The 26,288-nt window shown below is 41.1% G+C and carries 21 protein-coding genes; 7 read left to right on the forward strand and 14 right to left on the reverse strand.

Features of this window, described 5'->3' with window-relative positions; all coding sequences use genetic code 11:
- Window positions 1-248: 248 nt before the first annotated feature.
- The 5 genes from J6836_RS03740 to J6836_RS03760 form a co-directional block, all read right to left on the reverse strand.
- Window positions 249-1,280, reverse strand: a complete 1,032-nt coding sequence (locus J6836_RS03740; protein ID WP_219246968.1) for an ABC transporter substrate-binding protein — start codon at window positions 1,278-1,280, stop codon at window positions 249-251.
- A gap of 20 nt (window positions 1,281-1,300) precedes the next feature.
- Window positions 1,301-2,620, reverse strand: a complete 1,320-nt coding sequence (gene uhpC / locus J6836_RS03745) for an MFS transporter family glucose-6-phosphate receptor UhpC (RefSeq protein WP_219246970.1) — start codon at window positions 2,618-2,620, stop codon at window positions 1,301-1,303.
- Window positions 2,621-2,726: 106 nt separating this feature from the next.
- Window positions 2,727-4,253, reverse strand: a complete 1,527-nt coding sequence (locus tag J6836_RS03750) for an MASE1 domain-containing sensor histidine kinase (protein WP_219246971.1) — start codon at window positions 4,251-4,253, stop codon at window positions 2,727-2,729.
- 4 nt (window positions 4,254-4,257) lie between these two features.
- Entirely contained in the window at window positions 4,258-4,887 is a 630-nt protein-coding gene (locus tag J6836_RS03755) for a response regulator transcription factor (protein WP_219246973.1), read from the reverse strand.
- 216 nt (window positions 4,888-5,103) lie between these two features.
- Entirely contained in the window at window positions 5,104-6,138 is a 1,035-nt protein-coding gene (locus J6836_RS03760) for a methyltransferase (RefSeq protein ID WP_219246975.1), read from the reverse strand.
- Between the two features lie 1,157 nt (window positions 6,139-7,295).
- On the opposite strand from J6836_RS03760, the gene J6836_RS03765 reads away from it, so the two are divergent.
- The 5 genes from J6836_RS03765 to glnB all read left to right on the forward strand — a co-directional run bounded on the left by J6836_RS03765 (window position 7,296) and on the right by glnB (window position 12,940).
- Window positions 7,296-8,735, forward strand: a complete 1,440-nt coding sequence (locus J6836_RS03765; RefSeq protein WP_219246977.1) for a sensor histidine kinase — start codon at window positions 7,296-7,298, stop codon at window positions 8,733-8,735.
- Window positions 8,735-9,565 (forward strand): two-component system QseEF-associated lipoprotein QseG, encoded by an 831-nt coding sequence (qseG, locus tag J6836_RS03770; protein WP_219246979.1) that lies wholly within the window; start codon window positions 8,735-8,737, stop codon window positions 9,563-9,565. Before J6836_RS03765 ends, qseG begins: the two co-directional genes overlap by 1 nt.
- Complete coding sequence (gene glrR / locus J6836_RS03775) at window positions 9,552-10,892, forward strand: two-component system response regulator GlrR (protein ID WP_219246981.1); 1,341 nt, start codon at window positions 9,552-9,554, stop codon at window positions 10,890-10,892. Before qseG ends, glrR begins: the two co-directional genes overlap by 14 nt.
- A gap of 74 nt (window positions 10,893-10,966) precedes the next feature.
- Entirely contained in the window at window positions 10,967-12,589 is a 1,623-nt protein-coding gene (locus tag J6836_RS03780; RefSeq protein ID WP_219246984.1) for an NAD+ synthase, read from the forward strand.
- A gap of 12 nt (window positions 12,590-12,601) precedes the next feature.
- Complete coding sequence (gene glnB, locus J6836_RS03785) at window positions 12,602-12,940, forward strand: nitrogen regulatory protein P-II (protein ID WP_004912721.1); 339 nt, start codon at window positions 12,602-12,604, stop codon at window positions 12,938-12,940.
- 198 nt (window positions 12,941-13,138) lie between these two features.
- Here the strand turns inward: glnB and hmpA are convergent, their stop codons facing one another.
- Window positions 13,139-14,338, reverse strand: coding sequence for an NO-inducible flavohemoprotein (gene hmpA / locus J6836_RS03790; RefSeq protein ID WP_219246986.1), 1,200 nt, complete (start codon window positions 14,336-14,338; stop codon window positions 13,139-13,141).
- 464 nt (window positions 14,339-14,802) lie between these two features.
- On the opposite strand from hmpA, the gene glyA reads away from it, so the two are divergent.
- Window positions 14,803-16,056 (forward strand): serine hydroxymethyltransferase, encoded by a 1,254-nt coding sequence (gene glyA / locus J6836_RS03795; RefSeq protein ID WP_219246988.1) that lies wholly within the window; start codon window positions 14,803-14,805, stop codon window positions 16,054-16,056.
- Window positions 16,057-16,136: 80 nt separating this feature from the next.
- Window positions 16,137-17,288, forward strand: coding sequence for a 3-phenylpropionate MFS transporter (locus J6836_RS03800; protein WP_219249357.1), 1,152 nt, complete (start codon window positions 16,137-16,139; stop codon window positions 17,286-17,288).
- A 42-nt stretch (window positions 17,289-17,330) separates the two neighbouring features.
- Here the strand turns inward: J6836_RS03800 and J6836_RS03805 are convergent, their stop codons facing one another.
- From J6836_RS03805 to J6836_RS03840, 8 genes are all read right to left on the reverse strand, one after another.
- Window positions 17,331-18,026: a fimbrial biogenesis chaperone gene (locus J6836_RS03805; protein WP_255586315.1), complete on the reverse strand. Its 696-nt coding sequence runs from the start codon at window positions 18,024-18,026 to the stop codon at window positions 17,331-17,333.
- A 12-nt stretch (window positions 18,027-18,038) separates the two neighbouring features.
- Window positions 18,039-19,121, reverse strand: a complete 1,083-nt coding sequence (locus J6836_RS03810) for a fimbrial protein (protein ID WP_336432751.1) — start codon at window positions 19,119-19,121, stop codon at window positions 18,039-18,041.
- An 8-nt stretch (window positions 19,122-19,129) separates the two neighbouring features.
- A complete protein-coding gene (locus J6836_RS03815; RefSeq protein ID WP_219246990.1) occupies window positions 19,130-21,640 on the reverse strand; it encodes a fimbria/pilus outer membrane usher protein in 2,511 nt (836 codons plus the stop codon).
- 14 nt (window positions 21,641-21,654) lie between these two features.
- Window positions 21,655-22,347, reverse strand: a complete 693-nt coding sequence (locus tag J6836_RS03820) for a fimbrial biogenesis chaperone (protein ID WP_219246992.1) — start codon at window positions 22,345-22,347, stop codon at window positions 21,655-21,657.
- A 48-nt stretch (window positions 22,348-22,395) separates the two neighbouring features.
- Entirely contained in the window at window positions 22,396-22,989 is a 594-nt protein-coding gene (locus J6836_RS03825) for a fimbrial protein (RefSeq protein WP_219246995.1), read from the reverse strand.
- 456 nt (window positions 22,990-23,445) lie between these two features.
- Window positions 23,446-24,723: a TRAP transporter large permease gene (locus tag J6836_RS03830; RefSeq protein WP_219246997.1), complete on the reverse strand. Its 1,278-nt coding sequence runs from the start codon at window positions 24,721-24,723 to the stop codon at window positions 23,446-23,448.
- Window positions 24,714-25,193 (reverse strand): TRAP transporter small permease, encoded by a 480-nt coding sequence (locus J6836_RS03835; protein ID WP_219246999.1) that lies wholly within the window; start codon window positions 25,191-25,193, stop codon window positions 24,714-24,716. The genes J6836_RS03830 and J6836_RS03835 overlap by 10 nt, the downstream gene beginning before the upstream one ends.
- A gap of 77 nt (window positions 25,194-25,270) precedes the next feature.
- On the reverse strand, window positions 25,271-26,275 hold the full coding sequence (locus tag J6836_RS03840; protein ID WP_219247001.1) for a C4-dicarboxylate TRAP transporter substrate-binding protein: 1,005 nt from the start codon (window positions 26,273-26,275) through the stop codon (window positions 25,271-25,273).
- Window positions 26,276-26,288 lie beyond the last annotated feature (13 nt).

A 26,288-nucleotide genomic window follows, 5' to 3' on the forward strand; every position in this document is an offset into this window, starting at 1 on the left:
TGTTATCCTAGAAACATACTTGTGTATGCTCCTAGGAATAACGTCACTTACCACCTTGTGACAACCCAAACTATTTAGAGCTTAATGATAATAGTTAGAATTTTTATCTAGTTATATTTTGCGCTGTCACGGTGTTGGCTTCGCTCAGCCAAACCTTAACAACACGAATAATTTAGAGCTTAATTAAATGAATTTTTATTTTAGTTAAGTAAGTGCTCAGTGCGGCGCATTCACGCCGCACAGGGTGGTTATTTACTCATTTTGACTTCAGTAACCCACTTGTTGATTAAATTCTTACGGACATCGGCGTCGCCGTATTTATCCATATCGTAATTAATCAGGTTCAGGTCATTCAGTTTTAACGAAATTGGTGATGATTCAGCCGTGGTATTGGTGAGGATTTGGTAAGATTTACCTTCTTTCCAGCTCAGTTCTTGAGCTTCTTTAGACAGCACGAAATCCACGAACAGTTTAGCGTTGTCCATGTTACGGGCATTTTTCAGGATACTGATCCCGCCGATTTCATAACCCGTACCTTCACAAGGTGCGATTAATTCTAATGGCGCACCATTTTCCACTTCTAATGAATAATCATGTAAGAAGCCGATACCAATCGCGGATTCGCCACGCGCTGCGTTACGTGCTGGGGCAATACCTGATTTGGTGTATTGAGAGATATTTGAGTTTAGTTTTTTCAAGTAATCAAAGGCTTGCTCGTTACCCCAAAGTTGGTCAAACGTGGCTAATGCGGTATACGCAGTCCCTGAACTTTGTGGGTCAGCGATTTGAATTTCGCCTTTGTATTCAGGTTTGATTAAATCTTTCCAGCAAGTTGGAATTGGTAAGCCTTTTTCTTTTAAGCGATCTTTATTCACACCAAAACCTAAAATTCCGATGTAAACCGCAGATGAGTAGTTACCTTTGCGTTTAGCAGGGTCTTGGAATTGTGGCATGATCTCAGCGAGTTTCGGTGATTTGTATGGCTCAAGTAAATCCATTTCTCCCGCTTGTGAATGTGGGTCTAACGTACCGCCATACCACACGTCTGCTTGTGGGTTACGTTTTTCAGCTTCGATTTTAGCTAAAGTACTCCCTGAACCGTTACGTACAAACGTAGTTTTTACATCATATTTTTTAGCGAATGCTTGGGTTTCTGTTTCGCACATTGCGTTGGTTGCGCTACAGTAAACCACAAGGCGACCCGCCGCACTTGCAGTGGTTGAAATTGCGGCGAGGGATAAACCTGCTGCGATTAGAGTAGAGAGAGTTTTCAGTTTCATTTTCAATCCTTTATCAGATTTTAATTATCAGAGGGTGAAACAGATCCTGCCATGTGCTCTCGCTTGCTAACATTCGCAATTAAAAGCGGCATAAGCAGTAGCCCCATCAAGGCAGCGGCACTAGCTAGTAAGGTAAACATCCCAGACCAACCGTAATGTGCGATGACTTGAGAGAGCGGCCACCCTGCAATTGCCGCCCCTAAATAGGCATACAACCCAAGGTAACCCGTTACCGCTCCCGCTGCTTTTTTATGACAATATTCTGTTGCAGCGAGACCGATTAACATTTGTGGTCCAAAAACAAAAAAGCCGATAGCAAAAAAACACACCGCTAATAAAGCGTAATGATGAATAGGGGTAAGCCACAAAGCGCTGACTGAGATACACAACCCCAATGAAAACAGCAAAATCATTGGCGCCCGCTGCCCGCGAAACAAAATATCAGAGCCCCATCCTGAGCACAGTGCGCCAAGCAGCCCACCTAATTCAAATAACGACAATGTTGCGTTGGCGCTGAGTAAATTGGTGCCGTGTGTTTCTGTTAACCAGAGATTTCCCCAATCGTTTATCGCCATACGAATGAGATAAACCAAAATATAGGAGAAACCTAATAACCAAATCATTCGGTTGAAAACAATCGCGTCTTTTAAAATCACCCACATTGGCATGGGAGGAGATAAACGCTCTTGGCGTAGTTCCAGCAGATCTTGACGCCATTGCCCAACACTGGGGAGTTGCTCTTCTTGTGGTGTGCCCCGTAATTGGCCGCACAACCAAAGCCCAACGACCAGACCAATCACACCAGGCACTATTAATGCCATTTGCCAACTGTATTGCGTTGCTAACAACGCGGTGAGCAAAGGCAGCAGCATGCCACCGAGATTAATGGATATATTCCATAAGCCCCACCAGAAACCACGTTCATTGCGTGAATACCAGTGAGTCAGAATTCGTGCACAAGGTGGCCATCCCCAACCTTGGAAAAACCCGTTTAGCGTCCAAACCAACAAGAGAGCAGGGAACGATAAACAATAGGCAAAAATGATATTCAGCAGCCCCGTCATCACAAGACCCACCCCCATAAACCAGCGGTAGCCTGTGATATCGTGGAAAATACCAGATAAAAATTTCGAAATGCCATACGTCAGATAAAACGCGGTAGCAATCCAGCCAATATCACTTTTGTCGAGCAGCAATTCGCTTTGCATAACAGGCATCACGAAATTGAAGCTCTTTCGTGTTAGATAAAAAGTGGCATAGCCAACAATCATGAATAACATCAGTCGGCGACGCCAAAAACGATAAGTGCTATCCAGATCCAACGTATTTTTACCTGTCATGATGGTGTTTCTCGTGTTTGGCAAAATGTAATCAAGTTTTTAACAAAAGGGATGAGAGAAGGTATTAGAGGACTAAGAATAATTCCTAGTTTTGCGATGTTTTATCTCAAAATGTGGGCAAGTTAACAATTATTTGCGTGCCGTTTTGCGTGGTGAGTGTCCAATCCCCACCGAGGGCTCTAACGCGCTCTTCAATACCGCGCAAACCGAAGCCACTGGTGCGTTTGCTAAAAGGAATGCCCACGCCATTATCATCAACAATAAGCTGGATCGAGTCACCCAGTTGCTCAAGAGAGATGTGGATTTGTGTGGCTTTCGCGTGCTTACTGATATTGTTTAGTAATTCCTGAACAAGACGGTATAACGTAAACAGAACGGTTTCATTAACAGGTGTTTCTTGCAGAGCATAACGAAAGTGGCATTGAATATTATTTTCGGGAAATGAAAACTCGGCGATAAGATGGGTAAGTGCATCCTCAAGGGACATTTCATCCAATACGGGTGGGCGTAATTGACGTAACAGCTGGCGAGTCGACTGGTGAATTTGCTGGGCAAGTTCATTAATTTGACTTGCCGCTTGGTGGCTTAATGAATCTGGCGCCGTTTTTTTCACTAACATAGACTGAATTTGAATGGCGGTAATATTCTGCCCAATTTCATCATGCAATTCGCGAGCGATGGCTTTTTTGATGTCTTCCTCAGTATGAACTAGCTGGCGCATCAGGTCGCGCCGTGCTTTTAACTCTTGCTCTAAACGTTGTCGATAGCGCTGTAGGTTACTAGCGAGCTGTTTTTGTCGGCTAATGGCTATACCTAAGCCAATCCCGATCAACGCTTGAGTACTGAGGAACATTTCCAGTTCTTCTAAGTCTGCAAACGCGCCGTGAAATTGCCGAGCAAAAGTAATAATTAAACTCCCTAATAATGCCGAAAGCACACCGCCTTGCCAGCCATAGCGGTAAGCCATAAACACATTGGGGATAAACACCAGTAAAACAATCAAACGTTCAATTTCGGGGGCAAAAAAGACTTGGGCGCTAAGCCCTACCACGCAAAATAAGAAACACCAAACAATCAATGAGGTGCGTAACTGTTTATCTGGAGTTCCATAATCAAGCAACATTTGGTAGTGCTGCTCATGGAGATATTCATAGATAAGATAAACAAATGGAGATAATAATATTCCCCCCGTGAATGTCGTTAAAAAGAGTTGGCTAATGGAATAGGATGATAGCCAACCAAACAGTAATGCGTGCAAGACACTGTTTGCAGCAACACCCGCCAGCAATAACAATAATCGTTGCCAATATAGGGTATAGCGCCACCAAATATCTTGAATAACAAAAGCTACACTAAGGCTTAATAGTGGAGATAGTAGTAAAATTGGTTGAAAAAGCAGTTGCTCCCCAGACAACCAAAAATTCAAAATGCCTTCGCTAAGTAGCAAAGTAGGCCAATAACGTCGCCACAGAATGATCATTAATGCAAGACGCAACCCTTGGGGTAAAAACAAGGTTGCCTGAAAGCTATTTTCACTTAAATAAAAGCCAATGATCCACAGCCCAATCCACAACAATGAATAGGTAAAGAGCAGAAAAATGGATTGGAGTGTCAAACGCAGGCTTTTACTCATGCCATTAAGACCTTGAAATAAGGTTATGTTCTAACGCGTAGTGCACAAGATCAATAGTGTTTTCGCATTGCAATTTACCAAGCACATTAGCGCGATGGACATGCACTGTTTTATGGCTAAGTTCGAGTTGTTCTGCAATCACTTTAACGCTAAGGCCCGCAACCAATAAATCAAAAATTTCCCGCTCCCGAGGCGTTAATTCTTGCATGCCTTGGTGCTGTTGCGGAGAATGGCGCAGGGCTCGCATGGCGTCTGCGCATAAATAGCAGCCCCCTTGGTGAACAGAACGTACCGCTTGCACTAATTCTTCTGGCCCACAACGTTTGGTTAAATAAGCACTTGCCCCAGCGTCTAATGCACTTTGTACAAACGCAGGAGTATCATAAATGCTAAGAATAATCGTTCTAAAGTCAGGTTTTTTTTGGCGAAGCCGTGATAACAGCTGCAAGCCATTTTCATCTGGCATTGAAATATCCATAATGGCGACATCAATCTCTAAATTCAGAAGATTTGGCAATGCTTCTTGGGCACTAGCATACTGCCCAACAACGGAAATATCGGGCTCAAGGGTCAGTAATTGTGCGAAACCAGAGCGCACAACAACGTGGTCATCAACTAAGGCGATTTTTATCATGTTGTTATATTCTGTGATGAGTAGGGTATTGAGAAATCTTATATCAAGATGAGCAGGGATAAGCTACTAACATCATTTAGAATTCTGATATTCATCAGGAAAGCAGAGTATGAAACCATAAATATGAACGAATAACTGGCACTTATAGAAAGTGAAAAAGCAATAAAATGGAAGGATAATATTTTATTGCTTGAAGCTATAGCGGTTATTTTTTACTTAATTAATGGATAACTCGATAATGCTAGTGTGTGAATCAGTGCTAATAATACGATTAAGTTTTAATTCTGCTTGGGCAAAAAGCGCTTCAAATTCAGCCTTAGTATGCCCACCTGCATCAGGAGAGAACTGAATACAAAGTAAATCGAGTTCCTTTGCGAAGTAGGGGATATCGTCTTCATCAATAATACAGTCAACTAAAAGTAACCGTGAGGTATCTTTCATGGCGTTGCGAATAGTTTTTAAGATAGTGACGACTTTCTCATCAGGCCAATCATGGCTGATGTATTTTAGTAAAAAAACGTCTGCTTCTGGGCATTTTTCAAAAAATGAGCCTGGGCAAAGTGTCCAGCGAGGATCATCCCCTAATTCATGTAAAACATGATTTTTTACAACATGTTCTCTATCGAACAAAATGCCTTTTGTTGACGGATTTTGTTTAAGAACTTCAAGTAATAAGCTTCCAAACCCCCCTGCGATATCAGCAACTACTGCATTTTTAGGAAAATCATAGTGTTTCACAATATAATGGTTTTCTATTGCCGACATTGATGACATGCCATTATGGAAGTTATCAGGCAAGTCAGCATTTTTTTCCCAATACTCAAAAAAAGTATTACCAAATAAATTTTCAAATACAGGTTGCTTTAATGCCGTATCACGTAACTGATAAAGAGGCATCCAAAAGGTTTGGTCTGTCAGCATTAACACTGCTTGACGTAATGAAAATGGATGGTCTGCCAGAAGAAATTGAGCCTGTGAGTTGAGTCCAAACCGTGAGTCACTGAGTGATTCAAATATTTGGCGACTCGCAAGTAGGCGTAGTATTTGGTGTAGTGTTCTTTCACTGCCCCCCGTTTCTTGTGCTAATTGTTGTGCTGTTTTGGGGGAGTTTGCTAGGTGCTCGGCAAGATTGAGTTGTACAGCGGCTCGTAATGCAGCTTGATAAGCATAACCGATAGCTTGTTGTAATACGTGTTGGCTTGCTCTGAGTTCGTCGAATTTATTCTCTATTGGTGTCGCCGTGTTTAACATAAAAACTCCTAGAATAAGTTAAAAGAAAATCTAATAAATACACTCAATGTTAAGTATTGCTTATTTATTAAAAATAACAAACATTTTTATATTTAATGTAATTTTGATATATTTATTTGTTATTAAATGAAAATTTAGGTTTTTTTTGGGTTTTTATTTATTTTATTTTTTAATATAAATTATAACAATTGTTAATGTATTTTAACGGTAAAGTCATCTGGAACGATTGTTTTTAGTACAAAATTTACGGTGTGTCTAAAATTAGCGACAAAGCCCTATTTGCAGTGTCTCCAAAAGGAGACGTTTATCTATATGATAAATAAGGTATTTATAAATTAAGTATTTGAGTGTCTTAAATTAGCGACAATTCCAAGAATGGGATAAACCGTTTCAGCCTATTCAGAAAGAGTCAAAAGAAGTAAGAAATTAAATTCTTATATTATTCAGTAAGATAAAAAATAAATTGAAAAGTTGGCATGGGTTGTGCATAATAATATCCAGTTGCTCATTCAATTTATTATGTCGGTCCAAAAATAGTTGGGTACATACCACATAAAGCAAGAATGACGCCAAAGTAAGGTGCCTACCGTCCAACAGCACAGATATTCGCCTTCGGGCCTTATCAAACACAGGGCGACACGTGGAGTGAGGCACCACCTATATGATTATCTTTAATGTAAAGACATAATCCTATAAAAGTAGTAAATCATCGCTGGCGGAGTTAAGGTCGATATCTTAACTCCGCCTTCCTATGCCTGTCATACTTCGAACCGCAGCGTTGTTACCTGCGTTCAGCTATGTGAGTCACATACTTATGTATGCTCCCTATGCCTGTCATACTTCGAACCGCAGCGTTGTTACCTGCGTTCAGCTACGCGAGTCACATACTTATGTATGTTCCCCGCGATATCTTCACTTGGCGCCTAGCTGCAATCCGAATTATTTAGGGAATATTAATAAATATTCTAAAATAAAATATCCACTTTTAGGGTATACCTCACTGAAAATACTCATTTTATACAATAAGTTGGCACGTTCATTGCAGACATTAAGTCATAGTTAGCCTGATTTTTATGCTATGGAACTCAGAACCCGAATTCACCTTTTCGTGCGGGAGAGAGTTCTGCTACCATTGAAAGACGTTTAATGGGTATGAGATGAATGTATTGAGCAAATGGCGTTTTTTCCCGCGATCCTTGCGTCAACTGGTTGTGATGGCATTTTGGCTCGTCTTGTTGCCATTATTGGTTTTGGCATATCAGGCGTATCAAAGCTTAGAACAACTGAGTAACCAAGCCGCAAATATCAATAAAACTACTTTACTGGATGCAAGGCGCAGTGAGGTAATGAGTAGTCTCGCATTGGAAATGGAGCGAAGCTATCGGCAATACTGCGTATTGCAAGACGCAACGTTGAAAACCCAGTATCAAAAACAATTTGCCGATTATGAACAAATGTTTGAAAGGCAAAGAACCATTTTGCCCCAAACATCGGACACCTCAAAGCTCACTGCAACATTGGTACAGCTTAAAACGGTAACATGTGAAAACAATGAGCCTACTGCGAAAGTCACTCAAGCCTTAGAGCAATTCTCAACAGAAAACGCCGCTCTCGTGCAAGAAACTCGCGATGTCATTTTTAGCCGTGGGGAACAACTGCAAAAAGCCATCGCAAACAAAGGCCAATTATTTGGCTGGCAAAGCTTGATTTTATTTCTGCTCAGCGCATTGCTTGTGACTTTATTTACCCGAATGATTATCGGGCCCGTCAAAGTGATTGAACGAATGATCAACCGCCTTGGTACTGGGCGAACGCTTGCCAGTAATATTGAACGCTTTAAAGGGCCGAGAGAACTGCGAACAATCGCGCAGCGTATTATATGGTTAAGTGAGCGCCTAGCTTGGCTTGAGTCTCAGCGCCATGAATTTTTACGCCACATTTCCCATGAGTTAAAAACGCCGCTCGCCAGTATGCGAGAAGGAACGGAACTCCTTGCTGATGAAGTTGCGGGGCCATTAACTGATTCCCAAAGGGAAGTCGTTGAAATTCTCGACCATAGCAGTAAGCATCTTCAGCAACTCATTGAGCAGTTACTCGATTATAATCGTAAATTGGTTGATGACCCTCCAGAAGCGCAATTAGTTGACCTACAGAAATTGATTGAAGATATTGTTAATGCACACAATTTACCTGCTAGGGCAAAAAACATTAAAACGGAAGTCCGTTTAAAAGTCGAAAGCTGTTTAGCTGAGCCCACCTTACTTGGGCGGGTTATTGATAATATCTACTCCAATGCGGTGCACTATGGCGGGGAATCAGGTAATATTTGGATCACGAGTCGTCAAACAGGCAATAAATTGCTGATTGAAGTTGCGAATACAGGTACACCAATTCCTGAGTCTGAACAAAGCATGATCTTTGAGCCTTTTTACCAAGGTACCTTACAAAGAAAAGGTGCAGTGAAAGGGAGTGGATTGGGCTTAAGTATTGCACAAGACTGTATAAAACAAATGGGCGGAGAACTCTCATTAGTCCCATATAAATCAGCAGATGTCTGTTTTAGAATTGAGCTGCCTCTAACAGCAGAGAATGAATAATGGTCAATCGGTCTACAGATTTTTTGACGGTGCTTTATCGTAAGGCGCTGCCAAATAAACTTAATCAAAAAACCTCGTTTGTGATGAGACGAACAGGGTTCAGCTTTGGAGCGGTGTTCTTTACCCTTATCCTAAGCGGATGCGTAGCAAAAAATGGTCAATCACCACTGGAAACACTGACACAAGTGGTTGTGCCAGAAGTCAGAGTCACTGATTATCGTTATGCATCATGCGATACGATTTGGGATAATGACCAACCTGCCGCTCGTGAAAATGCGCTCTTTTGGTTGCGTATGATGGACTGTGCAGATCGCACAGAAACGTCACAAGCGCGTGAAAATGCAAGCAAAATAGCGGTCACAGATTGGTCTGATGCATTCCAACAAAATATATTGTTGAACTCAGCAGACCCAACAATTGCCGAACGGCGCAAAATGCTTGATAGCATTAATACTTACAGCCTCAGTTTTCCAACTGCGGTGCGTCCGTTATTACAGTTATGGCGTGAGCAACAAGTGCAAATTATTAACCTTTCTGAGGCTGGGGCGCGTTATAAGCGTCTACAGCAAGAAATGGACACTAAGCTCGATCGCTTAAAAGAAGACAACGCTAAACTGGCTTTTGAACTGAACACAACATCGCGTAAACTCGAAAACTTAACAGATATTGAGCGCCAACTTTCCTCACGGAAAAAAAGCACCAATGAAACGGAAAAAGAAGTCGAAAGCGTTGTTGAAGGCGATAAAGAGACCGCATCTGAAGCAGCAAAACCCGCAGAGCCTCCTGTAGAAAAACCTTCATCGGAGAACGCGAATAATGACAAACCGTAAGTCGGCAAGTTTATTGCTCGTTGATGACGACCCGAGTTTACTTAAGTTACTTGGAATGCGGCTAAGTAGCGAAGGGTTTAAAGTCACCACCGCTGAAAGTGGCCCTGAAGCACTTAAAATCTTACAGAAAGAAAAGTTAGATTTAGTGATAAGTGACTTGCGCATGGATGAAATGGATGGCATGGCACTGTTTGATGAAGTGCAAAAAGCCCATCCTAATATGCCCGTTATTATATTAACGGCACATGGTTCAATCCCTGATGCTGTAGCAGCTACGCAGCGCGGCGTGTTTAGTTTTTTAACTAAACCTGTCGATAAAGACGCTTTATATAAAGCCATCGATGAAGCTCTCGCTTTATCTTCCTCACCCATGAGTGATGAAGCGTGGAGCTCAGGAATAGTTACCCGCAGTCCCTTAATGATACGTCTTCTAGAACAAGCCCATATGGTGGCACAGTCGGATGTTAGCGTGCTGATTAACGGCCAAAGTGGGACTGGTAAAGAAGTGTTAGCGCAAGCCATTCATAAAGCAAGCCCTCGAGCACGTAAACCATTTATCGCCATTAACTGTGGCGCATTACCAGAACAACTTTTAGAATCTGAGTTATTTGGCCATGCAAAAGGCGCCTTTACGGGCGCAGTGAGTAACCGTGAAGGGCTATTTTTTGCGGCAAGTGGTGGCACACTGTTTCTTGATGAAATTGGCGATATGCCAATGCCTTTACAGGTAAAATTATTGCGGGTGTTACAAGAACGCAAAGTTCGTCCATTAGGCAGCAACCGCGATTTAGATATCGATGTGCGTATTCTATCTGCTACGCACCGTAATTTACCTAAAGCGATGGAAAAAAACGAGTTTCGTGAAGATCTCTACTATCGTCTGAATGTGGTTAATTTACGTATTCCTGCGCTAAATGAACGTGCAGAAGATATTCCATTATTAGCAAATCATTTATTGAGGGAATCTGCGTCTCGGCATAAGCCTTTTGTGCGCAGTTTTTCAAGTGATGCGATGAAATGCCTAATGACAGCAACTTGGCCGGGTAACGTACGTCAATTGGTTAACGTGATTGAACAATGTGTGGCGTTAACGACATCCCCTGTTATTAGTGAAGCTCTTGTCAGCCAAGCGCTACAAGGTGAAAATACCGCATTGCCAACCTTTGTCGAAGCACGTAATCAATTTGAATTGAATTATTTACGCAAGTTATTGCAGATGACAAAAGGCAATGTCACACAAGCTGCACGAATGGCAGGGCGAAATCGTACAGAGTTTTATAAATTACTTGGTCGCCACGATTTAGAAGCTAATGATTTTAAAGAATAATTAACTATTATTTATCTATATAATCCACGTGGACAAGGTAAACCGTATTCACGCTTCGGGAGAAGAAACACGTTATGAGCCGTAAGCTTAATATTTCACTCGCACAACTTAACTGGTTAGTCGGTGACATCGAAGGTAACTGCGATCGTATGTTGCAAGTGGTGAGTGAACAAGCCTCACAAACTGATATTGTGATGTTTTCAGAACTGTCTCTGACGGGCTACCCGCCAGAGGATTTAATTTTCCGTGCAGATTTTGAAGACAGATGTGAAGCTCAGCTTGAACGTTTACAAAAGGCGAGTACAGAAACGGCGATTATTGTCGGTCACCCTTGTTATGAAGGGGATGAAATCTTCAATGCACTTTCTTTCTTCTACCAAGGGAAATTGCATGCTCGCTATTTTAAACAAGAACTACCAAACTACGGTGTTTTTGATGAGCCACGCTATTTCAGTGCAGCTGAAAAAACCTGTGTGGTAGAATTTAAAGGCTATCAATTAGGCTTATTGATTTGTGAAGACATTTGGTATGACGAGCCTGTTGATGCGGTAAAAGGGGCAGGGGCTGAGTTATTATTAACTATCAATGCATCTCCATATGATATTCACAAAGAACATATCCGTAGTGATTTACTGATTGATCATTGCCAACGCACTCACATGCCTATCGTTTACCTTAACCAAGTAGGTGGACAAGACGAATTAGTATTTGATGGCGGTTCGAAAGTCATTGCAAATAAAGGCAAACAAACTTTTAAACTGCCCGAATTCAAAGAACAGGTTGTCACGGTACAATTTGATGAGTTGGAATTGGTGAGCGAAGGCAGCGTGTTTATTGAAAATGACCCCGTCGCACAGGTATATCAAGCCTTAGTGATGTCGACTCGTGATTATATCAATAAAAATGGCTTCAATGGTGCAATCCTTGGGTTATCAGGTGGGATAGACTCTGGTTTAACCGTTGCTATTGCGGTAGACGCTATTGGTAAAGAACGTGTACAAGCGGTGATGATGCCGTTCCGTTATACTGCTGAAATGAGCATTCATGATGCTAAAGAACAGGCCGAGTTATTAGGCGTGGAATTTGATATTGTCTCTATCGAACCGATGTTTGATTCCTTCATGGCACAGTTAAGCCCAATGTTTGAAGGGACAGCGGTTGATACCACTGAAGAAAACTTACAAGCACGTTGCCGTGCTGTTATCTTAATGGCGATGTCTAATAAACGCCGCCGTTTAGTCTTAACAACCAGTAACAAGAGCGAATCTGCGGTCGGTTATTCAACGCTGTATGGTGATATGGCGGGCGGCTTTGATGTCTTAAAAGATGTGCCAAAAACACTGGTTTTTGAACTGGCTAAATATCGCAATACGCTTTCACCTGCAATTCCACAGCGAGTCATTGATAGACCGCCATCAGCAGAACTGGCGCCAGGTCAGTTAGACCAAGATAGCTTACCGCCTTACGATGTATTAGATGCTATCTTAGAAGGTTACGTTGAAAAAGATTTATCCGTTAACGATCTTATCAAGTTAGGTTTCGATAAAGATATTGTCCGCAAAGTCGTACGTTTGGTCGATCTTAACGAATATAAACGCCGACAAGCGCCTGTTGGGCCGCGTATTACCATGCGGAATTTTGGTAAAGACCGCCGTTATCCGATCACCTCAGGTTTTGGCCGTAAGAACTGGTCATAACAGGAACTATTTATGAAAAAAATTGATGCAATTATAAAGCCATTTAAACTTGATGATGTTCGTGAAGCACTGGCAGAAGTCGGGATCACTGGTATGACGGTCACGGAAGTGAAAGGGTTTGGTCGTCAAAAAGGGCACACCGAGCTGTATCGTGGTGCAGAGTATATGGTGGACTTTTTACCGAAAGTTAAAATTGAAATTGTTGTCCCTGACGATATCGTGGAAAACTGCGTTGAAACTATCATGCAAACAGCGCAAACCGGTAAAATCGGTGATGGTAAAATCTTCGTTTATGATGTTGCTCGTGTGATCCGTATTCGTACGGGAGAGCAGGACGAGGAAGCGATTTAACCTTTTACCCTTTGCTAAAAGGTTAAAAGGCGGTAACGGTAAAACACACAGGAATGGGATTAGAACAGTGTGTTTTTATGCGAGCCCGTTACCGCTAAGCTGTGAAAAAACTTCAAACACCTAGCCATTAGAACAGTTTTTTATGGCTGATACGTTTCAGGAAATGCTCTTCTTATTCGAAGAGCATTTTTTTATCTATTAATTTAGGGTTAGCACTTTATGAGGGCCAAAGCATTCATAATGAATCGCATCTGCATTAACGCCCATTGAAATTAATTGCTGGCCAATGTGCTGCATAAAGCCAACTGGGCCACAGAAATAGAATTGCATATTCGGTTGGTCAATCCATTCACGTACTTTCTGTAAATCCATTAACCCTTCATATTGATAATCAAAGCCGAGGCGGTCATTGTCACGGGGCTGATTAAACCAAATTGCACTATGGCCTGCTTTTTGTTTTGCCATCAGTTGCTCAATTTCGTGGTTAAACGCATGAACTGCACCATTTTCCGCCGCATGTAACCAGTTGATGGTTGCTTCATGGCCTTGCTGTGTCAGGTGATTTAACATGCTCAACATTGGCGTTAGGCCAACACCTGCTGAAATTAGTGTGACAGGGGTTTGATTATCAACATCAATAAAGAAATCGCCACATGGTGGTGCTAAATGAACGCTATCACCCTCATTGATATGTTGATGTAAGAAATTAGACACCGCGCCTTGGTCTTCGCGTTTTACTGCGATGCGGTAACTTTGTCCATTAGGGGCAGTTGTCAGAGAGTATTGTCGGATCTCTTGGTTTTCAAATCCATCATGGTTAATATAAATCGTGATGTATTGACCTGGGCGATAGCCTGCGACAGGTTTTCCATCAACAGGAACGAACTCAAAGCTGGTGATAACATCGCTTTGTGGCTGTTTTTGCTTCAGTTTAAATTCTCGTAAACCTTCCCAACCGCCATTTTTGTCTGCATTTTCTTGGTAGATTGAGGCTTCACGGCCAATAAAAATATCCGCTAATACACCGTAGGCTTTCCCCCATGCATCAAGCACTTCTTGGCCGGGATGGAGTAGCTCATCAATGGCGGCCAGTAAGTTTTCACCGACGATCGGGTAATGTTCAGGTTTGATATTTAGACTGACGTGCTTTTGGGCTATTTTTTCAACGGCGGAAATTAAAGCCTCTGGGGTCTCAATATGAACCGCATAGGCACAAATCGCGTTAAATAACGCTTCACGTTGTGCACCATTAGCTTGGTGGGTCATGTTGAAAATATCTTTTAACTCAGGATGTTGGTTAAACATTCTGTCGTAGAAATGCGCAGTAAGTTTAGGCCCAGTGGCTGCGATAGCAGGAATGGTTGATTTAACAATGGCGATAGTTTGGCTGTCTAACATACAGGTGCTCCTGAATTATTTTCATGTTCTCAGTCAGGAAGGGTTCCGGCATTTTTTCTAAGCTACCAAAAAACATAACACTGTGTTTTCATCGATATAGCTGAATTTTGCCCCGAAAACCTATACTTTTTTTGAGAGACATAAAGTTTATTTATAAACATGTATTTTAAATACAACTTATAATATTTAAGGGTATCTGTAAAGACGCAAACAAACAAAATAGGGCAAAAATAGACACATAATGAGAAGGGACTCGCAATACCAGATATTCATACGTCAAAATTTGAAATTTGGGCTATTTTATAATGAGGCAAAGAGTGCTAAATGACGTGAAAAAAATTAATGCAATCGTTTGCGTATATTTTTTCTTTAGGGCTATCTCAAGAACGAAAAAGAGTTTACACTGTGTGCTATTGCGATGAATTGATTGTCAACCTATTGAATTGCTGAGGCAGGAGAAGCGAATGTTAAAGCGTGAAATGAATATTGCAGACTATGATCCAAAATTATGGGAAGCAATGGAGCAAGAAGTACAACGTCAAGAAGAACACATTGAATTAATTGCTTCTGAAAACTATACAAGTCCACGAGTCATGCAGGCTCAAGGTTCTCAGCTAACCAATAAATATGCAGAAGGGTATCCGGGCAAACGCTATTACGGCGGTTGTGAGTACGTTGATGTGGTTGAGCAATTAGCGATTGACCGCGCAAAAGAATTATTTGGTGCAGACTACGCAAACGTGCAACCACACTCTGGTTCACAAGCGAATGCGGCAGTTTACATGGCACTGTTACAACCAGGTGATACTGTGCTGGGTATGAACCTTGCGCACGGTGGCCACTTAACTCACGGTTCCCCAGTTAACTTCTCTGGTAAACTGTACAACATCGTCCCTTACGGTATCGATGAAAGCGGTAAAATTGACTACGACGATATCAAAGCGCAAGCTGAAAAACATAAACCTAAAATGATTATCGGTGGTTTCTCTGCGTACTCTGGCGTGGTTGATTGGGCTAAAATGCGTGAAATCGCAGACTCTATTGGTGCTTACTTATTCGTTGATATGGCACACGTTGCGGGTCTGATTGCAGCAGGTGTTTATCCAAACCCAGTTCCACACGCTCACGTTGTGACAACCACAACCCACAAAACGTTAGCGGGTCCACGCGGTGGTTTGATCCTCGCGAAAGGCGGTGACGAAGAGCTGTACAAAAAAATCAACTCAGCGGTATTCCCAGGCTCCCAAGGCGGTCCTTTAATGCACGTGATTGCAGGTAAAGCAGTTGCATTGAAAGAAGCTATGGAACCCGAGTTTAAAGTTTACCAACAACAAGTTGCGAAAAATGCGAAAGCAATGGTCGAAGTTTTCCAACAACGCGGCTATAAAGTTGTCTCTGGTGGAACTGAGAACCACTTATTCTTAGTTGATTTAGTTGACAAAGATATCACGGGTAAAGATGCTGATGCCGCTTTAGGTCGTGCAAATATTACCGTAAACAAAAACAGCGTACCAAACGATCCGAAGAGCCCATTTGTGACTTCAGGTGTACGTATCGGTTCCCCAGCAATTACACGTCGTGGCTTTAAAGAAGCAGAAGCGCGCGAGCTAGCTGGCTGGATGTGTGATATTCTAGACAACCTCAATGACGAAGCGACCATTGAGAGCGTGAAACAAAAAGTATTAGCAATCTGCAAAAAATACCCAGTTTACGCATAATATAACAACTTTTAGTTACCTAAACCCGCTTCTACTGTTAAGTATGAGCGGGTTTTTTGCATTGAAAAAATGGAGGGATGATGGTCATTCCATCAACGCGCTGGCTAGCAATTGATTATTTTACCTACTTTTTTGCATACAGTATTTTCTTGCCATTTTGGTCTGTTTGGCTACAAGGTGAGGGAATTGATGCTGAAATGATTGGTGTTTTGCTGGGAGTTGGTCTTGCGGCTCGTTTTCTTGGGGCGATGTTTATCACGCCATTAGTTAAAGAACCGTCAAAATTAATTACTGCATTGCGGTTGCTGGCAGCATCTTCTTTAATATTCTCCATTGGTTTTGCTTTCGGCTCACATTGGGCATGGCTGCTTTTTGTGATGATTGGCTTTAACTTATTTTTCGCGCCTATGGTTCCCTTAGGAGATTCACTGGCAGGAACATGGCAAAAGCAATTTACGTTTGATTACGGCAAAATCCGTGTTTGGGGCTCGATAGCGTTTATTATTGGTTCTTCATTAATGGGCTATTTGGCAGGTGTCTGGGGTCATAAATCAATCATGGTTGCTTTGATTATCAGTTGCTTAGCCTTATTATTGGGAGCAATGCTAAGGCCTGCAATTCTGCCATCGGGAGCCACAAAAGCGGACAATGGTAATAAAGTTACCTTTAAACAACTGATTGCCGATAAAAATGTGGTCAGGTTTCTGATTTGTGTGACTTTATTGCAAGGTGCTCACGCAGCTTATTATGGTTTTGCCTCTCTATTCTGGAAAGAAGCAGGTTATTCAGATTTAGTGATTGGTAACTTATGGTCGTTGGGTGTTGTCGCAGAAGTTATCGTTTTTATGCTGAGCCACCGTTTATTTAGGCGCTGGAGTGCGCGTAACTTGTTATTGCTATCTGCTTTCTGCGGAATAATTCGTTGGGGAATGATGGGGGCATTTACCGCATTACCTATGCTGATTATCGTGCAGATTTTACACAGCGGAACGTTCACTGTTTGTCACCTTGCGGCAATGCGTTTTATCAGTGCACGTAAAGAAAATGAAATTATCCCATTGCAGGGCGTCTATTCAGCATTGGCGACGGGTGGCGGTTTAGCCGTATTAACGATTATTGTCGGTTATATTTATGAGCGAGTGCCAGCTCATCATGGAGTGGTATTTTATTTGATGGCCTTACTGGCTGTACCTGCGTTATTTATTCGCCCTAAAGTCACCGCACAATCATAGCCTTTCTATCGCTGGGCTATAAATGCGATGAAGCATCAGCATTTATAGCTTGGCTTGATACGCAATTTGTTGCCCAGTATCATCAATATAAACCACTGTAATATTCTCTCCATTAATCACTTTTTTCCCCGAGGGGATTGTCTGCGTCGAAAATGGTGCAATCATTAAACTTTTAGCAATCGAATCATTGGCGTTATTTGCAGTGTAAATATTGGCAATACTAAGAAAATAAGGCGTCGGGTTATTCACGGTTAATAACCCGTCATTGGCATAAAACTTAGCGCTATCCAATAATGTATCTGGAAGGGGTAACAGCGAAATAGGGCGGTAGAACACTTTGATCCGGGTTTGAATCGCCAGCTGAAGTGTATTCATACCCTGAGTATTTTTAGGTTTGGGCGCAATATCCAACACATTTAAATAATAAACAGACTCTCTATCCATGGGTAAATTATTGCCAAGAAAACGAATGCGCAGCTGAACGCCATCATTTGCGGCTATTTTGTTAATAGGTGGCGTGACAATAAATGGTGCATTGGTTGTTTCGGGTGTCGAATTAATATTCCCTTCATCTATCCAACTTTGGGTCAACGTCGGTTGTTCACTGTAATTAGTGATCTGAATGCTAACCATTTTTCTATCGCTGGGAAAGATAACCCGAGTTCCCTGCAAAACGAGACTCGCTGGTGTTTGTAAACTTATCAGCAATAAGATAATTCCCCCTAAGTATTTCATCATTCGCTTCCTTTTTTAGTTGTAAGACATTACAACGGTTGCCGTACCAGATACCGCTCCTTGAGTAACAATATTGGGGTTATAAGGGTAATAATAAGCCCCTAAATTGATGGAAAAGGACGGTGAAATGGGGTTGCCTTTTAGGGCAGTAAAAATACTTGTGGCGGTATTTTGTGCTGTTACACTGTCTGAAAGGAACAAAGGGGTGGTGAGGTTATCCGTTTTGACGAGCCGAAAACCAACACCTTTAGCACCTTGGGAGAGGGTGTTGTTTATTGTGGCTTTATCATTTGACAGTAAGCTACCGCTGGATAAAAACATAGACACATCGCGAGAAGCGGTGCTACCCGCGAGGAAATCTTTGCAGGTGAAATTCAGCGTAAAGGGGGTGTAGCCTGCTCGAGTCGCATTTTTGACAGTATTGATACTGACAGGCGGAAGTGAAACGACAAGGCCTTGGTTAGTAAAGTTGCATGTCGTCAATATAGGGTTATAGGTTAACTGCATCGGTTGGTAAAACATATCCTCAGCATGTGTTGGCCAGTTTAGGGTTAAGAGAAACGTGACCAAGTCTGAGACAAGGCGCAGTAGCCAAGGGATAAGACCTAATGCCGTTACATCCGTTGCCATCATCACTGGGCTGATTAACACACTGTTACCTGCAACTTCTTTATAATTATTTGCCGGTGGGCTGCTGAGTAATTTAAATTGAATCGTAAAATTTGTGTCTAAATTAGAGGCGGGGTAGGTACCCGGGGGAATATTATTCACACTTGATTGGCTAATACCGCTGACTGAGATGGAAACCACTTGTTTCCCACCATTAAAGCCAATCGCGACTGTAGATTGGCGAAATGGGCTATCAATGCCTACTGAATTGGACAAAAGTAGCCCTGGTGGTTCGCAGGTATATTGGCCTGTGAATCCTGTTCGAGTTGACTTGGTGACAGTGGTTGATGTACTTGTGAGTTCCGTGGATATGTCAAAACTGAGTGGCGGCACATTTTTTTCTCCCAAATTACTGCAACTGGCAGCAACATCATAGCTTGCGAGTAATAATGCGGGTAAGAGGAGTGCCAATAGCGTTTTTTTCATCATAGCGTCCTTTATCGACAAAAGTTACGGTTTCTATCCATCGTATTAACGGGGTCCTTAATCACGCACTCTGATTTTTCCTTAGGGTTGAGCTTGATATACAAGATTGAAGGCCACTGATCGCTCTTGATGTAAATCACCCCAGATTGCCCTACATAACCAATATTTTGTTGTTGTGCATTATTCACTTCAGTCCCAAATGGTAGAGACTCCCCATTAGCCAGTGACGCTCTGAATATGTAAGTTTGACGCGTGTCTGTTTCGAGTTTGATAAAATTCACGGCACCTTGATACGGGCTCACATTGGCCATATTGCCGAGGACTTCCGCACCTGATGTTTTGTCGGTATCAGAAAGGGTATAGGTATTTGTTCGATAAGGTGTTGAATTCGCAACCAACACAACGCCTTGCTGATTGGTGAGGGTGGTTTTATCTGAATTAACCATCATGTTATTGGCCAACGGCGCTTCGATAATGGTGTAGGTTTGGCCTGTTTCTCCTGAAAATACGATATGTTCAGGAATGGCGACCACCGTTCCCCTTGCCCCTAAACCCGCTTGGCGGTAGTTATTGGCTTCGGTATATGAACCTGACAGGGTCGTCGATGGCAGTTGATAACTGGCATTTGCACCCACTAAATTATTTCCACCACTTTGGTTGGTTGCCGTCACGGTATAATTGACTTGATCATTTTTACCGGCAATGCCGCTAACGCTCAACGCTGTTTGTTGGTAATGTGAATCGGTAAAGTAACTGCCTAGATTAATATTGGCGCGTTTCTCAAACAAAGAGAATGGCACGCTGACATTCGCATACACCCGTGTTTCTTCTTTATTATCATAATTACGAATACGCGAAACCGACACGCTGTAGGACACATCATTGTAGTTATTGGCATAGCCCGCTTGGTATTCACGGCTGCTGCCATGGGTATTCCAATAATCGCGATGGGTACCAGAAACAAAGACAGACCCATAGCCATCCGCGAGTTGTTGATTTAAATTCAACGTAAAGGTATTTTTTGCGCGAGACCCCCGTAGGGCATCAAAATTGGTTAATGATAGGTCTGAAGGTGCATCATTTCCCAGTTGTTGAGAGAGGTCATCTTGATAAGATTTCCACGCGCGATAGTTATCTTGGGCGTAGATAGAATCCATAAAGCTATAATAACCGCTCGTTGAGTAACGGTAAGACGCCAACGTTAAATTAGTTGAGGTTGAATTAATGTATTTGCTGTAAGTCAGCCGGTAACTTTGTCCACTCTGAGAGCCAGCGTCTAGTTTTGCATTCGCGTGTGTCACATCGGCAGAAATGGCACCAAAACTAAAGTTCCAACCACTTCCCACAACACCGGAATAGTATTTCTCACTGAATAACATGCCAGCATAGAGAGTGACGAGGTTATTCAGGCCGTAGTGTATCTCACCTTGTGTAAAATTAGGCTGGTAGTGCGTGCTTTCAATTTTTGTTTTCCCAGCAAGAAGGTTGTAGGTATAAATACCTTCTTTAAGCATATCAGGAACCGCAGAATAGGGGACGGTGAAGGTTTCTTTGCGGCCATCAGCCTCTTGCACGACAACAAATAAGTCACCCCCACCTGCACTGGGTTGAAGGTCGTTAAAGGAGAACTCACCCGGTGGGACGTTTTCTTGGTAAACCAAGTTATTATTTTGATACACGCTAACCAATGCGTTGGTCTGAGCAACACCGCGAATGATAGGAACAAAATTTTGGCTCGAATTGGGGTACATTCCCATTTCGGTCGCCAGTGCAATTCCGCGAATACGTAGGCTGTTAAACAGTGCCGCAGGGGTGTAAAAATCACCGACTTTAACCCCCGATTTTATTTGGCTAATAGGCCGATAGGCATAACGCGTATTATTTTTCCATTTTGACGTACCATGGGAACTATTGCGATAACTTGATTCGTCCCTAAATTGCCATGCCCCTAAATTAACACCGGAATTGAGTGTTGCATAAAAATTATCACTACTGGTTTTGGTGTTTTTCTTTTCTTTGTAACTGTAATAGTTTGTATTATAAGAAAATATAATCGCGGGTTCGCCGTAATTCCATAAACTCGGGTCGACATAGTTGGCTTCGGATTGTTTTAATGCCACTTGGGGCACAGTCATGTCGAGGCGTAATTCATTGATATTGAATTTGTAATGAACATTTGGCACTAAAGAATCAATAGGAATAACGTTTTGCTGTTGAATTTTTTCAATCACACTCGGTGATAAGTTTAAATTTAATTTTTCAACATCGTCAGAAGAAAGGCTGATGAGCTTACCGTCATTATCAACCTCAATTTCAAATTGGCCTTTCCAGTTATTATTTACATAAAGGTCCGCTAACTGTTTACCCGAAGGAATTTTACTGTCTGTATAAAATCGTGAAATATCGCCCTGTGCGGATTTACCGACCAATAGGGATGTCTCAAATTCATCCGCTATCGCGTTTTTGAGACAACTTTGCAGGCCTAATAGAATTAGGAAATAGAGATAGTTTTCTTTTTTCACGATGATATCTTCTTTTAAAGTTTAATATTGTGAGATTTGAAAACGCCATAATCATCGACATAAACTAAAACAAGGTCGCGGTTTTTTAATGTATGTTTTAATGGAAACTCAAGGGAGGACATTGGCGGTATCATTCCCGAATTAATCAGTGAGTTTTTTTTATCGTTTGCTATTGTCAGTGCGGCAACCGTAAAGTGATATTGCGAGTTATTTTTTATTAATAGGGTGTTATTGTTTAATTGGTAATTAATTTTATTAATAACCTCATCAGGTGATTCGGTTAATCCTATAGGACGATAAAAAACTTTTATTCGAGACCGTGTGGCTAACTGAATTGTATTTTTACCTTTAGCGGTATTGGGTGTTTTAGGAATATCTAATACATTTAAATAGAATGCACTTTCAATATGGCTTGGTAACGCCTTATCTATTTTTTTAATTTTAAGTTGTTGCCCTTGTAAACCTTCAATTTTAACAATAGGGGGCGATAGATAAAAAGGGGAATCTGAATTTTCGGGGGTTGAGTCTTCATCGCCACTATCAATCCATGACTGAACAAGAGAAACTGTTTGACTATTATTGGTTAATTGCACTGCAATGCTATCTGCACTTTCGGGGTAAATAACTCGAGTTCCTGTGATGATAACATTCGCAAATATCAATTGTGGAAATAATAATAAGATAATTGTCATTAATATATTTTGCATAAACACCCCAAAAAACCAGACCCATTTGAGTCTGGTTTCAATTTATTTTTATAAATAAGATACTGTATAAATGACGTTAGATTGCAATGCACCAACTTGGGCTGCGGTTGCATTCGTTTTATAATAACTCGCAATCAGGTTTAATGTTGCACCTGCCGCACTGGTAGTGTTTGCTGCGGTAAGGGTAGTATCAAATGTTGCATTTAAAGGGATAGCAACGGTTGGCGATGTGGTTTGTGACAAACTAAAACCCACATTGCGTGCAACTGTTGGGTCATTTTCATTCACTGTGGTATTCACCAGATATAGGCCCGAAGGCGATATATTACTGGATGAAAAGTGCAGTTTTAATGTACCAGTAGGTGTACCCACGCCAACTTGAGCACAATTTGAAAACGTTAATGCAAATGTTTTTTGGTTTTTGGTTATTACTGTATTTGCCGTTGTTCCTGCATCAGTTGCAATAATTGGATCTAAGGCAATAGACATATCAGCACTATTACCACCATTAATGGTACAAGTGGTATCACTGATAGCACCGGAGATTGAAATAATACCCCCAGGACTATTTGTCGCCGCGAGTGCTGAACCTGATATAACAGATAAAGAAACTAAAGACAGAGGCAGTATATATCTAGACATAGTTAACCCCATTAAGGTCAAGTAGAATAAAGTTATATAACTTTGAATGGCAGCCTGTTAATAATTAGCTACCTTATTTCATGCTAGATATGGTTCTTATATTTTTCAAATATAAATTCAAAAAAATATAAAATGAGATTGTCGTCTTTTGTATGTTGATGAAAATAATTAAAATGCATTTTTATTTTTAAATAAAAAAATACACATAATAAGTGTATTTTGAGTATTAAGATATTAATGTGAATATTTCTGATGTTCTTGTCATTGGCGTGATTATTTTTTAGGGGGTTAAGAGCTAAGTTTAAAGTGAATTTGCGAAATTTTTACAAATTGTAATTGTATTACTTTGAAATTAATAATTCTGATTGTTTTTATTTTAATTAAGCTATGAAAATTATAAATGTAAAAAGTGGTATCTAGAATTATATCTAGATACCACTTTAGAAGAGTTGTAAATTATAAACTAGGTAAAAATGTGGTGAAGAATGGCATGAATGTAACTAATAATAAAACTACAATTAAGGCAAAAAAGAGTGGCATAACTTCACGAATAAAGTCGGCAATGCGGACGCCTGTAATTGAAGTCGCAACAAACATGACTGTCCCCATTGGTGGCGTTAAACAACCAATGGCTAGGTTGAGTATCATGACGATACCAAAGTGTATAGGGTCAATTCCCAATAGTTTAACGGTAGGCATTAATAATGGGACAAGTACGATAATGGCGGCGTTTCCTTCAATAAACATCCCCAAAATTAATAAAACGGCATTGACTATCATTAAAAATACGTAAGGGTTGTCAGAGAAGCTTGTCATCATTCTGGCAACATCTTGTGCTACTTGCTCATTAGTTAACACCCACGCGAGTGCAGAGCAAGTCATGATAATTAACATAATGCTTGCGGTTGAGCGGGCAGTTTCTAAGAATGAAGCAGCAATATCTTTTAATTTCATTTCACGATAAAAGAACGTGCCAATAATGATGACGTATAATACTGCGATAGCACCTGCTTCAGTTGGGGTGAAAATACCAAATCGAATACCACCGATAATGACTAATACTAGTAAAAAGGCAGAGATTGCCCCTTTACCTGTTTGGTAAACTTCAGCAAAAGTTGGTGCTCTATCACGAGCAGGTTTATAACCCCGTTTTTTGGCAATAAGATAAATTGCAACCATTAATGCGACACAACACATTAAGCCAGGAATAATGGCAGCCATAAACATTTTGCCAATAGAAACATCGGCAACAAAACCATAAATAATCAGGGCAATACCTGGGGGAATAATTGGAGTAATAAGTGAACCCGCTGCAGTTACGGCAGCTGAAAAGCTTTTTCCATAGCCTAATTTGGTCATTTCTGGTACTAACATTTTAGACAGCATAGCGCAGTCAGCAAGGTTAGATGCAGAAAGCCCTCCCATCATTGTACTGAGTAAAACGTTTGATTGTGCCAAACCGCCAGGATAGTGACCAGATAATGTGCCAGTAAACTTCAACATTCGGCTTGTTATTCCAGTGTAATTTAGCAAGTTACCTAGCAAAATAAAAAATGGGATTGCGAGTAAGGTAACGTTTTCACCGGCACCAATAATACGCTGTACAGCGATGAGTGGCGAAATATCTCCAGCGGAAAAGAAGTATGTTAACAACGCGATTAATACGCTTAAGAAAATTGGAACATTAATTAGAAAACAAAAAATTAAGACAATACAGGCGATAACTACTGACATGGTTTATCCCCTTTAATCAGTTTGCTCATATCTTCCAATAAATGCTGAATGGAAAATAACACCATAATGGATGCACCAATAGGAACGGATAGGTCGATGTAATAATAAGAAACGCCGATTATAGGGGTGATCTTATCTTCGGCAATTAGAGAGAGTTCATAGCCAAGATAGCCAAAAATAGATAACGCAACGATAGCCATAATATGCGTTATTACAGCGATAGATAATTGTATTTTTTCAGGAAAAAGAGATGTAATTGCATCAATGCTAACATGCATCCTTTTTCCAGCGGCAGAAGCAGCACCGATCATGACTAACCATATGTAGCAAATGATGAGAACCTCTTCACTCCACATTAGCGGGTCATTAAGCAGCCAGCGCATGAATACAGCAAGAATGGTGATAATGACAATCGCAGCAACAGCTAACGATGAAACAATATCACTTAATTTCCCTAGAAATTTAAACATAAAAGATCCTTGCGAAAGTCATAAATAACCATTTATTAATAGAAAAATATTGGCGGTAAAACCGCCAATATAGATGGTTAGTTATTAATAATATCTTGTGTTTGTTGATATAAATTCGCAGACCATTCAGGGAATTCGTTATAGAATGATTTTGATTTTTCTTTGAAAAGAGCACGGTCAACTTCAACAACAGTGACTCCTTCACTTTTCATTTTCTCAATAATTTCTTTTTCTTCTTTCAAGACTAATTCGGTGAGGTATTCACCTGCTTCATTCCCTGATTCAACCAAGGCGAGTTGGATATTTTCAGGTAATTTATTATATGTTTTGCTTCCCATAACTAAGTTGGTGACGTTTTCAACGTGGCCAGTTAAAATTAAATATTTCGCTGCTTCATGATGCTTTTGACCGTATAACACGGGAATTGGATTCTCTGCGCCATCAATAATTTTAAGGTTAAGTGCAGTATAAACTTCAGCTAATGGCAGTGGCGTCGGTGTAGCTCCCATTGCTTCTAAGCCTTTGATTTGGATTTTGTTGTTTGGTACGCGAATTTTTAGGCCTTTTAGATCATCTGGAGTTTGCACCATTTTATTCGCTAAAATATGGCGAGACCCATACAGCCAATCTTTAGAAACAACATGCAATCCTTTTTTGTCTAGCTGTTGTTCCAGAGAGTTATACCAAGGAGAGGCATTTAATTTAAAAATATCTTTATATGACAGACCGAGATATGGGCCGAACATGATGCCGTAGTCAGGAACATAATCTGAAAAGAAAGCACCATCGGCGAGAGTGATGAGTGGGCTACCTAATTTCATCTGTTCAATGACATCTTTTTTCGAACCTAGTTGTGAGCTTGGGTAAGGAATAAGCTCTCCTTCACCATTGGTTTTTTCATTGAATTTTTTTGCCCATTCATGAATGGCGAGGTCAAAAGGTTCTCCAGGGTTATTTTCGTAAGCGACTTTTAGCTTATACTTCGCTTCCGCAAAAGCGGTTCCTGCCATACTGCCCATTAAAAACACGGCACTGAGTGTTAAGCCTAGAATATTCTTCCCGTTTAATGTGCTCAGTTTCATAAATTTATCTCCT

Source organism: Providencia sp. R33 (assembly GCF_019343475.1).
Lineage (GTDB): Bacteria > Pseudomonadota > Gammaproteobacteria > Enterobacterales > Enterobacteriaceae > Providencia.